Annotated in this window: 12 protein-coding genes and 1 pseudogene; 5 read left to right on the forward strand and 8 right to left on the reverse strand. The window is 71.7% G+C overall.

Annotated features, from left to right (window positions below):
- Positions 1-12: 12 nt before the first annotated feature.
- The gene (locus tag GC092_RS11145; protein ID WP_324011962.1) at positions 13-477 is read right to left on the reverse strand and encodes a hypothetical protein; all 465 of its coding nucleotides are present in this window, start codon (positions 475-477) and stop codon (positions 13-15) included.
- A complete protein-coding gene (gene dapB / locus GC092_RS11150) occupies positions 474-1283 on the reverse strand; it encodes a 4-hydroxy-tetrahydrodipicolinate reductase (RefSeq protein WP_271174230.1) in 810 nt (269 codons plus the stop codon). The genes GC092_RS11145 and dapB overlap by 4 nt, the downstream gene beginning before the upstream one ends.
- A gap of 495 nt (positions 1284-1778) precedes the next feature.
- Between dapB and GC092_RS11155 the strand changes: the two genes are divergently transcribed.
- Positions 1779-2609 carry an endonuclease domain-containing protein gene (locus GC092_RS11155; RefSeq protein WP_324011963.1) on the forward strand — a complete coding sequence of 277 codons (831 nt, stop codon included), beginning with the start codon at positions 1779-1781 and terminating at the stop codon, positions 2607-2609.
- Between the two features lie 229 nt (positions 2610-2838).
- Here GC092_RS11155 and GC092_RS11160 read toward each other — a convergent pair whose 3' ends face one another.
- The 6 genes from GC092_RS11160 to GC092_RS11185 form a co-directional block, all read right to left on the reverse strand.
- On the reverse strand, positions 2839-3441 hold the full coding sequence (locus GC092_RS11160) for a histidine phosphatase family protein (protein WP_282979995.1): 603 nt from the start codon (positions 3439-3441) through the stop codon (positions 2839-2841).
- Between the two features lie 108 nt (positions 3442-3549).
- Positions 3550-4614: an aldo/keto reductase gene (locus GC092_RS11165; RefSeq protein WP_324011965.1), complete on the reverse strand. Its 1065-nt coding sequence runs from the start codon at positions 4612-4614 to the stop codon at positions 3550-3552.
- Positions 4615-4772: 158 nt separating this feature from the next.
- Positions 4773-7058, reverse strand: coding sequence for a polyribonucleotide nucleotidyltransferase (locus GC092_RS11170; protein ID WP_271174226.1), 2286 nt, complete (start codon positions 7056-7058; stop codon positions 4773-4775).
- Between the two features lie 283 nt (positions 7059-7341).
- The gene (locus tag GC092_RS11175; RefSeq protein ID WP_324011966.1) at positions 7342-8265 is read right to left on the reverse strand and encodes a carbohydrate ABC transporter permease; all 924 of its coding nucleotides are present in this window, start codon (positions 8263-8265) and stop codon (positions 7342-7344) included.
- A complete protein-coding gene (locus GC092_RS11180; protein ID WP_324011968.1) occupies positions 8262-9206 on the reverse strand; it encodes a carbohydrate ABC transporter permease in 945 nt (314 codons plus the stop codon). The genes GC092_RS11175 and GC092_RS11180 overlap by 4 nt, the downstream gene beginning before the upstream one ends.
- The gene (locus tag GC092_RS11185; protein ID WP_271174223.1) at positions 9203-10540 is read right to left on the reverse strand and encodes an ABC transporter substrate-binding protein; all 1338 of its coding nucleotides are present in this window, start codon (positions 10538-10540) and stop codon (positions 9203-9205) included. Before GC092_RS11185 ends, GC092_RS11180 begins: the two co-directional genes overlap by 4 nt.
- Positions 10541-10672: 132 nt before the next feature.
- Here GC092_RS11185 and GC092_RS11190 point away from each other — a divergent pair, with 132 nt between their 5' ends.
- From GC092_RS11190 to GC092_RS11205, 4 genes and pseudogenes are all read left to right on the forward strand, one after another.
- Positions 10673-11287, forward strand: a complete 615-nt coding sequence (locus GC092_RS11190; RefSeq protein WP_282979992.1) for a TetR/AcrR family transcriptional regulator — start codon at positions 10673-10675, stop codon at positions 11285-11287.
- Positions 11288-11410: 123 nt separating this feature from the next.
- Positions 11411-12382 (forward strand): annotated as a pseudogene (locus tag GC092_RS11195) (glycosyltransferase family 4 protein); the annotation flags it as partial.
- A gap of 251 nt (positions 12383-12633) precedes the next feature.
- The gene (locus GC092_RS11200; RefSeq protein WP_324011969.1) at positions 12634-13353 is read left to right on the forward strand and encodes a GDSL-type esterase/lipase family protein; all 720 of its coding nucleotides are present in this window, start codon (positions 12634-12636) and stop codon (positions 13351-13353) included.
- A gap of 40 nt (positions 13354-13393) precedes the next feature.
- Positions 13394-13996, forward strand: a complete 603-nt coding sequence (locus tag GC092_RS11205) for a DedA family protein (RefSeq protein WP_271174220.1) — start codon at positions 13394-13396, stop codon at positions 13994-13996.
- Positions 13997-14007 lie beyond the last annotated feature (11 nt).

Here is a 14007-nt window from a genome sequence, read left to right on the forward strand (position 1 = left end):
CCGCGCCGCGTGCTAGACGGGGCTCTGCGCGGCCCGTTCGCGGCGGATGGCCTCGCGCACCGCGGATCGCGCGCGCTTCGTATCGCCCGCAGCGGCGTACGCGAGGCTCAGCCGGTACCACGCGCGCCAGTCGGTCTCGTCGGCCTCGACCTCGGCGCGGTACGTCGGGAAGAGCGCCTCGCCATCCGCCCGCGCCGGGCGCCCGCTCGGCGACATGCTGACCTCCTCGGTCGGCAGCCCGCCCTCGCTCTCGAGACGGCGTGCGAGGCGCTCGGCGCGCCATCCGAACAGGAGCTCGCGGCCGAGCCCCCACAGCGCGATGAGCGGGAGCACGATCATCGCGCCGCCCATGACAGCGAGGATCGGCTCGCCGGTCGAGATGCCGATCGACAGAGCCGACACGGCCTTCTGCCCCACGACGAGGATGTAGAGCAGCAGGAGCGCCGTCATGACGGCGACGCCGACGCGCAGTCTCATGCGCCCGTGGCCCGCGCGGCCTGGCCCGCGACCGTCGCACCGTCGTCGACGGGCTCGGCCGCAGCGGGGCGCGGCGTGCCGATGCCGATGTCGATGAAGTTCTCCAGGCCCACGACGACGCCGCGCACGCCGGTCGCGGCCTCGACGGCGATGCGGATGCCCGGCGCGTACGCGGCGGCCGGATCGATCGTGTCGTGCACGAGGGAGAGCGACTCGCCGGGCCCGGAGAGGATCGTCTCCTGTCGGGCGACCACCCCGGGGCGGCGCAGCGAGTGCACGGGCACGCTCGCGACCTGCTGCCCGCGGGCGCGCTGGTCGACGAACGGCGCGTCGACGGGCGTCTCACGGGCCGCCGCGATGAGCTCGGCCGTGCGGACGGCCGTGCCCGACGGGGAGTCGATCTTCGTGTCGCGATGAGTCTCGACGATCTCGACCGACGGGAAGAACCGCGCGGCTGCCGCGGCGAGCGCCGTGCCGAGCACGGATCCGAGCGAGAAGTTCGGGATGAAGACGGCGCCGGTCCCGGCCGCCTCGACGAGCGGGCGCACGAGCGCGACGCGCTCCGCGGACCATCCGCTCGTGCCGACGAGAACCTGGGCGCCGCGCTCGATCGCCGCGCGCACGACGTCGATGCTCACGGCCGGAGTCGAGGCGTCGATGACGAGATCCGCGCCGTCGAGCTCGGCGAGGTCGCTGCTCGATCCGAGCACCGCGACGACCTCGAACCCGTCCATTCCGTCGACGACCTCGCGGATGATGCTGCCGAGCTTGCCGCTGCCGCCGACCAGTGCCACGCGTGTCGTCATGCCACCATCCTAGGCGGGACGGCCAGGACGTCCGCCGGAGTGCGGCGTGCTCCAGTGCGCCCTCGCGGCACGGCGCCCGGCGGCCCGGCACGCCAGCGGTCCCGGTGCGACGGCACACCCCGGCCCGGCGCGACACCCATCCCCCGAATCGGACCCGTGGTGCTGAAGTCGTCTCCTGAGACCGACACGCGCACACCCGCCCCAGCCATCCGAATCCCGACACCCCGCACGCCGCCCCGCCTCGCTCATCCGTCCCCCGAATCGGACCCGTGGTGCTGAAGTCGACTCCTGAGACCGACACGCGCACACCCGCCCCAGCCATCCGAATCCCGACACCCCGCACGCCGCCCCGCCCTCGAGCGCCGTGCCCCGAATCGGACCGCACCCTGGGCGTCTTGCGCCGACGCCTCGTGCACAGGCGGACGACACGCGCGCACCGGCACGAGCACACGCGCTGTGCCGGTGGCGGGCCCGCGGGCCGACGAGGCTGGCGGGATGTATCCGACGGAGATCGCCGCTCGCATCGATGCCCGTCACGGAGTGGCCCGCGCATCGACGCTGCGGATGGCGGGCGCGTCTGCGCGCGACATCCGGCGTGCGCTTGTGACCGGATCGATCTGGAAGGTGCGCCCCGGGGTCTATGCGACTCCGGACGTGAGCGCGGACATCGTCACGGCGGCGCGGCACGGCGGCGCACTCTGCTGCGCATCTGCGCTCGCCCAGCTCGGCGTATGGGTTCTCGACGCCGACGCGATTCACGTCGCGATGGGACCGCACGGGCGCCAGCGCGAGCACGCAGGGTGCGCGTGCATCCCGCACTGGGATGAAGGCGCGACGGGCTTCGGGCGCGTCGACATCGTCCGCGCTCTCGTCCAGCTCGCGCGCTGCCAGGGCGATGAGGCGTTCTTCGCCGCGTTCGAATCCGCGTGGCACCGGGGGCTGCTGTCTCGACGTGACCGTCTCGCGGTGCGCGCACGTCTGGATGCGCGGAAGCGGCGACTCGTCGACGCAGCGCGATCGGACTCCGAGAGCGGGCTCGAGTCGCTCCTCAGGATCCGGCTGCTCCGCATGGGCATCGTGCTCCGCTGCCAGGTGCGCATCCGCACGGTCGGACGCGTCGACTTCGTCGTCGGCGACCGGATCATCCTCGAAGTGGACGGGCGCGAGAACCACGACGGGGAGAGCCACCGGCACCGCGACCTCGTCCGAGACGCGAATGCCGCCGCGCTCGGCTACCGAACCCTCCGGTTCGACTACGCGCTCGTCATCCACGACTGGCCGCGCGTGGAGCGCGCGATCGTCGGCGCCCTCCGCCGGAGGGCGTGACCGCAGGCGCCCCGGGGCCCGAATGCACGGCCGCCTGTGACCGTGCGTGTGCGAGGAATCGGATCCGTGGGGCGTGTGTCGCTCCCTGAGGTCGACACGCGCACATCCGCCCCGGCGATCCGAATCCCGGCACGGCTCGGCGCATCCGAACCGGCCCGGCACAACTCGGCTTGGCACATCCCGGGATGGCCCGGCACGGCGGCCCGGCACGACGCCCGTCCGGCGCGGCTCAGACCGGCGGGGTCTCCGGCAGCCCGGTGCGCAGCTCGAACGGCAGGTGCGCGAGGTCGTTGTGGGCGATGAGCGTCCACGGGCGGCCCTGCTTCTGCGAGATGATCGTGAGCCCGCAGTTCGCCTGGTTCAGCGTCATCCAGCGCCAGTCGGGGGCGCCGAGCACCTCGCGCACGAACCACGCGATCACGAAGTTGTGCGTGATGAGCAACTCGTGGACGTCGCCGTTCTTGCGCACGAGGAACTCGTTCATCGCGTCGGCCATCTGGGCCCTGCCTGCCTCGACCTCCTCCTCGGTGATCCCGCCGAAGAAGGGCTCGAACACGCTCGGCGTCTCGTCGGTCATGCCCGTCGGGACGCAGTCGAACAGGAGCGCGTGCGGCTGCGGATCGATCGCGGGCATCCGCTCGGCCACGATGCGCGCGGTCTCCGCGGCGCGTGCGAGGGGCGAGTGCCACACGTTGTCGAACGGCACGCCCGAGAGCCGGTCGGCGAGCAGCGCCGCCTGGCGCTCTCCGCGCGCGGAGAGCGGCCCGTCCTCGAGCCCGTGCTCGGCGTGCTGGTGCTCTCCGTGGCGGACGAGGTAGATGTAGTGCGTCATCCGAACCCCCTCATCGTCCGCACCTGGAGCCCGCAGGGCGGGCGTCCTCCAGCCTAGGTCACGCCTCGGCGGACGCGCCGTGCGGTTACGCCATCGGCGGAATAATGGTCAGTCCGCGGCCTTCGCGAGGTCGGCGCGATGCCCGCGTCCGAGCTGCACGCCCACCCCCTGCACGAGCTCGTCGACGTGCCCCGGCGTGAAGGCGTTGACGATCGGGGCGACCACGCTCCGCTGCGCGAGGAGCCACGCGACGGCGACCGCCGCGTGCGGGAGCTGCAGCTCCGCGGCGACGGCGTCGAGCGCCTTGAGCGCCCGCGCTCCTCGGCGGTTGAGGAGCTTCGACAGCTGCTCCGACCTCGTGCCCTGGCCGATCGTCTGACGCGAGCGATGCAGTCCGGAGAGGAACCCGTGCTCGAGGGCGTGCGACGGCGTCACGGCGAGGCCCTGGGCGTCGGACACGAGCCGCAGGTCGCCCTCGTACTCCCCGCGGCGCATGAGGTTGTACGGCACGTCGAGCGCCTCGATCCGCGGGTACCCGGCCGACGACAGGATCCGCGCCTCGACGAGCTGGTCCGCGGTGAACCCGTAGGCCCCGACCGCGCGCGCCTTTCCCGCCTCGACGAGCCACTCGGCCGTCGCGAGCGCGTCTTCGAGGGACGTCAGCGGGTAGCTCGCCGCATCGAGGTAGAGGATGTCGATGCGATCGGTTCCGAGGCGCTCGAGCGACGACTCCACGGCGCGGACGAGGTTGACCGAGCCGAGGCCCGGGTTGTCGGGATGGCCGCCGACGCGCACCGCGAGGACGATGTCGTCGCGCACGCCGCGCGAGGCGACCCACTGGCCGAGGATGAACTCGCTGCGCCCCGCGCCGAAGCGGTCGGAGGTGTGCAGCGCGTTGCCGCCGAGCTCGGCGTAGCGGTCGAGCACGGCGAATCCCGCGGCGCGGTCGAGGTTCCACCCGAACTCGGCCCCGCCGAGCATGAGCGGGAACACCTCGACGCCCGACGTCCCGATCGGCGAGCGCAGGCCCGCGCCGATGCCCGGGCCGAGCTCGGGGACGGGCGCCGACGGATGACCGGGGAGCCGGATGGGCTGGGTCGGCACGTCCGCGGACGCGTCGGATGTGCGGATGGCCGCGCCGTCGCGCCGCTCCGGCGGTGACGCTGCATCCATGTCGCTCCCTCACGGAGGGTGCGACGAACCGCGGTCCTCCCGTGCCTCCATTGAACCGGAACCCGCGGCGCGCGCCGCGCCGCGGGTCGTAACTGTTTCATCACGGACGCGGAACGGCCCGGCCGCACCGTGTGCGACCGGGCCGTTCCGTGAGCCGATCAGGCCTCGGCGGGAGCTTCGGCCGGGGCCTCCGACGCGTCGGACGCGCCCTCGCCGGCCTCGTCGACGATCTCGAGCGAGAGCTTGCCGCGGTCGTCGATCTTCGAGATGCGGACGAGGATCTTCTGACCCACGCTCACGACGTCCTCGATGTTCTCGACGCGCTTGCCGCCGTTGAGCTTGCGCAGCTCGGTGACGTGCAGCAGGCCGTCCTTGCCCGGCAGGAGCGAGACGAACACGCCGAACTTGGCGATGTTCACGGCCGTGCCGAGGAACTGGTCGCCGATCTCGGGGTTCGTCGGGTTCGCGATCGCGTTGACCGCGGCCCGCGCCGCCTCGGCCGAGGGGCCGTCGGTCGCGCCGATGTAGACGGTGCCGTCGTCCTCGATCGAGATCTGGGCGCCGGTGTCGTCCTGGATCGAGTTGATCGTCTTGCCCTTGGGGCCGATGAGCTCGCCGATCTTGTCGACCGGGATCTGCACGCTGATGACGCGCGGCGCCGTCGGCGCCATCTCGTCCGGAGCGTCGATCGCCGCGTTCAGGACCTCGAGGATGCGCAGACGCGCGTCCTTCGCCTGCGTGAGCGCGCCGGCGAGCACCTCGGAGGGGATGCCGTCGAGCTTCGTGTCGAGCTGAATCGCCGTGACGAACTCGCTCGTGCCGGCCACCTTGAAGTCCATGTCGCCGAGGGCGTCCTCCGCGCCGAGGATGTCGGTCAGCGCGGCGTACCGCGTCTGGCCGTCGACCTCGTCGGAGACGAGGCCCATCGCGATGCCGGCGACGGGGGCGCGCAGCGGCACACCCGCGTTGAGCAGCGACAGGGTCGAGGCGCACACGGAGCCCATCGAGGTCGAGCCGTTCGACCCGAGCGCCTCGGACACCTGGCGGATGGCGTACGGGAACTCCTCGCGGCTGGGCAGCACGGGAGCGAGCGCGCGCTCGGCCAGGAAGCCGTGGCCGATCTCACGCCGCTTCGGGCTGCCCACCCGGCCGGTCTCGCCGGTCGAGTAGGGCGGGAAGTTGTAGTGGTGCATGTAGCGCTTGCTCGTCGTGGGCGACAGCGAGTCGATCTGCTGCTCCATCTTGAGCATGTTGAGCGTCGTGACACCCAGGATCTGCGTCTCGCCGCGCTGGAAGATGGCCGAGCCGTGGACGCGCGGGATGACCTGCACCTCGGCGTCGAGCGGGCGGATGTCGGCGAGGCCGCGGCCGTCCATGCGGACGCCCTCGGTGAGGATGCGGCCGCGCACGATCTTCTTCGTGACGGACTTGTAGGCGGCGCCGAACTCGAGCGGAGCGGCCGCGGGCAGCTCGCCCGCCTCCACCTTCTCGATGAGGGCGGCCTTGACGCGGGCCTTGACCTCGTCATCCGCGGCCTGGCGCTGCTGCTTGTCGGCGATGACGTAGACCTTCTCGAGGTCCGCGTGCGCCTCGGCGGCGACGAAGTCGTACGTCTCCTGGCTGTATGCCGGGAACACGGGGAACTCGAGCGGCTCCTTCGACGACTTCGCGGCCATCTCGGCCTGCGCCGCGACGAGCTGCTTGATGAAGGGCTTGGCGGCCTCGAGACCCTGCGCGACGATCTCCTCGCTGGGCTTCGTGGCGCCGGCCTTGATGAGGTTCCAGCTCGCCTCGGTCGCCTCGGCCTCGACCATCATGATCGCGACATCCTCGGAGCCGTCGGCTCCCGTGACGACGCGACCGGCGACGACGAGGTCGAACACGGCGGACTCGAGGAGCTCGGCGTTCGGGAACGCGACCCACTGGTCGTCGTTGCCCGCCTGGCCGGGGATGAGCGCGAGGCGCACGCCGGCGATCGGGCCCGAGAACGGCAGGCCGGAGATCTGGGTCGACGCCGACGCCGCGTTGATCGCGAGCGCGTCGTAGAACTCGCCCGGCGCGATGGAGAGCACCGTGACGACGATCTGGATCTCGTTGCGCAGGCCGTCGACGAACGACGGGCGCAGCGGACGGTCGATGAGGCGGCACACGAGGATGGCCTCGGTCGAGGGGCGGCCCTCGCGGCGGAAGAACGAGCCGGGGATCTTGCCCGCGGCGTACGAGCGCTCCTCGACGTCGACCGTCAGCGGGAAGAAGTCGAAGCCCTCGCGAGGGCTCTTCGACGCGCTCGTGGCCGAGAGGAGCATCGTCTCCTCGTCGAGGTACGCGGCGACGGCGCCCTGCGCCTGCTGCGCGAGACGGCCGGTCTCGAACCGGATGGTGCGGGTGCCGAAGCGGCCGTTGTCGAGAACGGCCTCGGCGGCGGTGATTTCAGGACCTTCCAAGAGGTCTCTCCTTCTTTGTTTAACCTCGCCGGTCCATGTGACGGACGAGTCATGCGAAGGAGCAGGAACAGGCAGATATAGGCCGCACGGCCAGAACCGAAGCTTCACGCTCGCCTGCGCTGGCCACCAGGAGAAATCCACCGGATGCGCGGCACCCGGGAGACCACTTCAGGGGACCAGCTTCCTGCCAGCCTGCTCCATGTCGTGTTCAGTTGTGCGGACGCGCACGGGCGCGTCCACGGCCACCCTACCAGCGCGGGCCGTGGACGCACCCCTGCGACTCCTACTTCACCGCGCCCTCGGTGAGGCCGCCGCGCCAGAAGCGCTGCAGCACGATCATCGCGATCGCGAGCGGGATGACCGAGAGCAGCACTCCCCCGGTCGTGAGCTCGTAGAACTCGGGCAGGCGATCCACCTGCGCGCGCCAGTTGTTGAGGCCGAGGGTGATCGGGTACAGGCTCTGGTCGGCGAGCATCACGAGGGGCAGGAAGTAGTTGTTCCAGATGCCCACGAGCTGGAAGAGGAAGACCGTGACGAGCGCGGGCGTCAGGATCCGCAGCCCGACCGTGTGGAAGATCCGCAGCTCCCCCGCGCCGTCGAGCCGGGCGGCCTCCATGAGCGAGTCGTCGACCGTCGCATCGGCGTAGATGCGGCAGAGGAACAGCCCGAACGGCGACACGAGCGACGGGATCAGCACGCTCCAGTAGGTGTTCGCGAGCCCCAGCTGGCTGAACAGGAGGAAGAGCGGCAGCGCCGTGGCGGTGGCCGGCACGAGAACGCCCCCGAGGATGGTGCCGAAGACGAGGTCGCGCCCGCGGAAGCGGTACTTCGCGAGCGCGTAGCCGCCCGCCGCGGCGAAGTAGGTCGCCAGGACGGCGCCGACTCCCGCGTAGAGGATCGAGTTGAGGAACCACCGCACGAAGATGCCGCCGTCGTACGCGAGGACCTGGCCGAGGTTCTCGAGGAGGTGGACGTCCGACCCGAACCAGAAGCCGAAGGTGGAGAAGAGGTCCTCCGTGGACTTCGTGGCCGCGACGACCACCCAGTAGACGGGGATGAGGAAGTACAGGGCGGCGACGACGAGGATGCCCGTCACGATGATCTTCGACGCCCGCGACCGGCGATGGGCGGTCGACGAACCCGTCGGGTTGACCGCGACGAGGGTCTGCGTGCGCACGGGATCCGTGCGCGGCTGGGTGAGGGTCATCGGCCGCTCCTGTTCGTGACGCGGAGGAAGAGGAAGGACAGCACGAACGCCGCGAGGGCGATGAGCACGGCCTGCGCCGCGGCGACGTTGTAGTCGTTGTAGGCGAAGGCCGTCGTGTACGCCGACAGGTTCGGCGTGTACTGGGTGTCGATGGCCGGCGCGACGGTCTTCAGGACCTCCGCCTCGGCGAACAGCTGCAGCGTCCCGATGATGCTGAACACGGTCGTCAGGACGAGGGCCGGCGCGATGAGGGGCAGCTGGATGCTCGTCGCGATGCGGAACGCGGAGGCGCCGTCGATGCGCGCCGCCTCGTACAGCTCCCCCGGGATGGCCTTGAGCTGGGCGACGATGATGAGCATGTTGTAGCCGACGTACGTCCAGGTCACGATGTTCGCGATCGACCACAGCACGGATCCCGCGCCGAGGAAGTCGATCTCGATGCCCATCCAGGACGCCACGTCCACGACCGGGCTCAGCCCGGGCACGTAGAGGAACGACCAGAGGATGGTCGCGATGACGCCCGGGATGCCGTAGGGCATGAAGTACACCGCGCGGAAGAAGCGCGGCCACATCGCCGAGGCCGACTCGAGCAGGAGCGCGAGGAGGGTGGCCGCGACGATCATGACGGGCACCTGGACCACACCGAACAGGAGCATCCGCCCGATGGAGGCGATGAAGTTGCCGTCGGCGAGCGCGAGCGCGTAGTTCTCGAACCACGCGAACGAGCTCGTCACGCCCTCCTCGCCGAACAGCCCGCCGCGCTGGACGCGCGTGAAGCTCGACCCGATCGCGACGAGGATCGGGAGGATGAAGGTGAGGACGAAGAGCGCCAGGAACGGCGCGAGGAGGATCCACGGCGCCCGGCTGACGGCGGCCTGACGCACGCCGGGGCGCCGGCGCACCCGGGCGTCGCCCGTGACGATCGTGCGCGTCTCGCTCATGATGTCGCCTTCCGGATGCGCAGGCCCTTGTTCCGGAAGACCCGCGTGATCTGCTCCTCCGCCTGTCGGACCGATTCGACGAGGCTCTGACCGGACGCCTTCCGCCGGAAGCCGTCGGAGAGGATGTTGAAGGACTGCTGCGTGATCGGCCACCAGACCCAGTCCGGGTTCTGCGCCTTCGAGGCGGGCACGAACACCTCCTCGTTGTAGTTCTGGCCGCTGAAGAAGTCGGATGGCCGCTGCCGCTGCGATCCGATGTAGTCGGCTGCCGGCGACCATCCGATCCCGCTGTGCTCGATCATCGCGTCGATGCCCTCGGGCGACGTCGTCATCCAGACGGCGAAGTCCATCGCCTCCTTGGGGTGGCGGCTGTTCGCGAGCACGGCAGCCGTCGATCCGCCCTGGTAGCTCGACCCGTACCCCATGTCCGGCCAGACCGGCATGGGCGCCACGCGCCATCTGCCCTCGCCTCCGGCGACGCCCTGGATGAGCGCGTCGGCCCAGCTCGCGCCGGTGACCGCGGCGATCCCGCCGTCGGCGGCGGCCGCGAACCACGCGGGCGTGAAGTTGCCGTAGGCGGTCGTGACGAGCTCGTCATCGACGACGCGGTCCCAGAAGTCCGCGACCTCGAGGGTCGCGTCGTCAGTCATGTCGATCTCCCAGCCGTCCTCACCCACCCGCAGCCACGACGCGCCCGCCTGCGTGGCGTACATCGCGAACACGGATGCGTCGCCGATCGGGAAGGTGTCGAGGTACGCGCCCGCAGCGCGCGCCTCGACCGCCAGCTCGCGCCACTCGGACCAGGTCGTGGGCGGCGGCGATCCGATCTGCTCGAGGATCGGGTGCTGGTAGTACCAGGCCATGGGGCCGGAGTCCTGCGGGATGGCGTACACGCCGCCGTCGAAGCTCACCTGACCCCACAGGGTCGGGTCGAACTTCGCCGCGTGGTCGGCGGCCCCGTAGCGCGACAGGTCGACGAGGCCGTTCACGAGCATGAACTCGGGGATCGAGCGCATCTCGACCTGGGCGATGTCCGGCCCGCCACCCGCCGCGAGGGCGGAGTAGATCTTCTGGTATCCGCCCGCGTTGCCGCCGGGGATCCAGACGGCCTCGACCTGGACATCCGGGTTCTGCGCGTTCCAGACGTCGGCGACCTTCTGCAGGTCCTTCAGCCAGGCCCAGTAGGTGAGGGTGATCCTCTTGCCCGTCGCCGGCGGGATGGTCGGCTCGACGTTGACCGAGGTCGTCCCCGGTGTCGAGCAGCCGGCGAGCATGCCCGCCGCCACCGCGCCGAGCCCTGCGCCCAGCAGCTGTCTGCGCGTGATCGCGCCCATCTGACCTCCACGTCTCTGTGAAAGCGGCCACGTCGGCGTGGTCCGTGCGAGCCGTGCGCCCGCGTGGCGACGAAGCTACCACAGGATTCGAGTACGTACTCGAAATTCGTGGCGCCGGTCTAGCATTCCGACATGGACGAGGATGTTCCGCGCAAGCGCGGCCCGTATGCGCGATCGGCCGAGCGACGCCGCGCGATCGTCGACGCCGCGCTCGAGGTCTTCGCCGCCAAGGGCTATCTCGCCGGGTCGCTCCAGGACATCGCCGACCGCATCGGCGTGTCGCAGACGAGCCTGCTCCACTACTTCCCCCGGAAGCGCGACCTCCTCCTCGCGGTCCTCGACCAGCGGGACGCGGTGGACAAGCCGCCGGCAGGGCTGTCCTTCCCCGACGACGTCCTCGCGCAGGCGGATCTCAACGCGCGGCACCACGGGCTCCCCGAGCTCTACACCGTGCTGTGCGGCGAGTCCGTCACCGAGGGCCACCCCGCGCGCGAGCACTTCGCCCGCCGGTTCGCGTCGCTGCGAGACCAGTACGCCGACGAGCTGCGTGGGCTCGCCGAGGAGGGCCGACTCCGCCCGGGGATCGAGCCGTCGATCGCGGCGACCGGGCTCATCGCGATCTGGGACGGGCTGCAGACGCAGTGGCTGCTCGACCCCGACGTCGACGTGACGGCCGGCCTCCGGGCCTACCTCGCCCTGATCCTCGTCGACGCACCGGAGTCGGAGGCATCGGTGACGCCGCGCTGAACGGCCGCCCGACTCAGGTGAACAGCCGGCGAAGGTCGGGAGAAGTCGGCCCCGCGCGCGTCCCGCGCCCGGGACCCTGGACACGTGAGAGTCGCACTCTTCGCGGAATCCTTCCTCCCCCACATGAACGGGGTCACGAACTCCGTTCTGCAGGTCGTGCGCCATCTCGAGGAGCAGGGCCACGAGACCCTCGTCATCGCTCCGCGCGCGGCGGGGCAGAAGGCCGACTCGCTGGGCTCGCGCACCGCGCTCGTCGCGTCGATGCCCCTCCCCTCGTACCCCGACGTGCGGGTCGCCCTCGCGCCGACCTGGCGGATCCGCCGCCTCCTCGAGGAGTTCCGGCCCGACGTCGTGCACCTCGCGTCCCCGTTCGTGCTCGGATGGCAGGCGCTCGTCGCCGCGGACGCCCTGCGGATCCCGGTCGTCGCGATCTACCAGACCGACGTCGTCTCCTACACCGAGCGCTACGGGGTCGCCGGCGCGGCCGCCGCCGCCGCCAATCACGTCGCCCGGCTGCACCGGCGCTCGACGCTCACGCTCGCGCCGTCGTCGGCCGCTCAGGCGCAGCTCGAGCAGCTCGGCGTGGACCGGATCTGGCGATGGGGCCGCGGCGTCGACGCCGACCGGTTCTCCCCGGCCCGACGCTCCGAGTCCTGGCGGGCACGGATCGCCCCCGGCGAGCGCATCATCGGCTACGTGGGCCGTCTCGCGGCGGAGAAGCAGGTCGAGGACCTGCACGTGCTCTCGGACCTGCCCGGAGCGCGGCTCGTGATCGTGGGCGACGGCCCCGAGCGCGCACGGCTCGAAGCGCGGCTGCCGGAGGCGGTGTTCACGGGCTTCCTCGGCGGAGACGAGCTCGCGGAGGCGCTCGCGAGCTTCGACGTCTTCGTGCACCCCGGCGAGAGCGAGACCTTCTGCCAGACGGTGCAGGAGGCCCTCGCGAGCGGCGTGCCCGTCGTCGCAACGGGGCGCGGCGGGCCGCTCGACCTCGTCCGCAGCAGCGTCGACGGTTGGCTCTACCGGCCCGGCGACCTGGACGACCTGCGGGCCCGCGTCGCGGACCTCCTCGGCGACGACGCCAAGCGACGGTCCTTCGGCCAGGCGGCGCTCGAGAGCGTCCGCGCGCGCACCTGGAGCGCGCTCACGGAGCAGCTCGTGAGCCACTACGCCGAGGCCGCGCGGCTGCGGCGCTTCGACGACGCGCTCCTCGCCCGCGGTGCCACCCGGCCGCTGCCGCCGACGTCGGCGCCTGCGACGCGGCGCTGGTCGAGCTTCGTCGCCCTGGGCGACTCGCTCACCGAGGGCCTGTGCGACACATCGCGCATGCGCGAGGGCGAGTACCGGGGATGGGCCGACCGACTCGCCTCCCTGCTCGCCCAGCGCAGCGGCGCGGACACGCCGTTCCGCTACGCGAACCTCGCCGTGCGCAGTCGGCGGGTGCGCGACCTGGTGAGCGAGCAGGGCCCCGCGCGATCGCGATGCGCCCCGACCTCGTGTCCATCCTCATGGGCGCGAACGACCTCGTCGGGCATGGGGCCGACCCCGTCGCCCTCGCGCGCGATCTCGAGCGGGTGGTCCGCGACATCCGCGCGACGGGAGCCGACGTGCTCCTCGTCACCCCGTTCCTCCCCCGTCGCCGCGCCGCGATGATCTTCGCGCGCCGCTTCGCGGCCTTCGCGCACGAGATCCGGCGGATCGCAGCCGAGACCGGGGCCATCCTGCTCGACGTGGAGGCCCTTCCGGAGCTCGGAGACCTGTCGATGTACGCCGAGGACCGCGTGCACCTCGGGTCGCGAGGCCACCGGCTCCTCGCGTACCGTGCGGCCGAGGTGCTCGGGATCCCCGACGCGGGAGCACTCGGCGACCTCGACGACGCGCTGCACGCCGACGCGCCGCCCGCGAGCGGATGGCTGCGCCGTCACGCGCTCCCCTGGGTCTGGCGCCGCATGCGCGGGCGGACAGCGGGCGACGGCCTCGTCGCGAAGCACGACGCGCTCGTCGAGCTCGCGGGGCGTCGCGCCCAGACCGGCGATGGCAGCGAGCTGTCGAGTCCGCCGCTTCCCTGATGTTCGCGCGGCGTTCACCCCGACGGAGCAGACTGCCGGGATGATCGACGAGTTCGTCTCCGCCCTCGCCGCGAACCCGTGGGCGCTCGCGGCGCTGTTCGGGCTCGTGCTCGCCGACGCGTTCCTCGTGGTCGTCCCGGGCGAGATCGCCGTGACGGTTCTCGCCTCGGTGTCGTTCACGCCGTCGGGGCCGCCGCTGTGGGGCGTGATCCTCGTCGCGGCGGCGGCCGCGTTCGCGGGCGACGCCGCCTGCTACGCGCTCGGGCGCGCGTTCCACCCCCAGCGCTGGCGCGTCATGCGGCATCCGCGCTTCCAGCGCGTCTTCGCGTGGGCCCAGACGCGTCTGCGCTCGCACGTTGCGGCCGCGATCTTCACGGTCCGGTTCATCCCGTTCGCGCGGCTCGCGGTGAACCTCACCGCAGGAGCGACGCGCATTCCCGCCGTGCGCTACCTGCCGGTGGCGGCGGGCGCCGCGACCGCATGGGCGGCCTACCAGGCCCTCGTCGGGGCCGCCGTCGGCGCGATCGTGCCCGGTGGGCCCGTCGTCGCCGTGCTCGTGTCGATCGCGGTCGCGCTCGTCCTCGGCTGGATCACCGACGCGCTCATCGCCCGCTTCGCGCCCCGCGGCGCGACCGGGCGCTGAAAGGGGCCGGC

Source organism: Microbacterium sp. JZ37, assembly GCF_035188445.1.
GTDB classification, from domain to species: domain Bacteria; phylum Actinomycetota; class Actinomycetes; order Actinomycetales; family Microbacteriaceae; genus Microbacterium; species Microbacterium barkeri.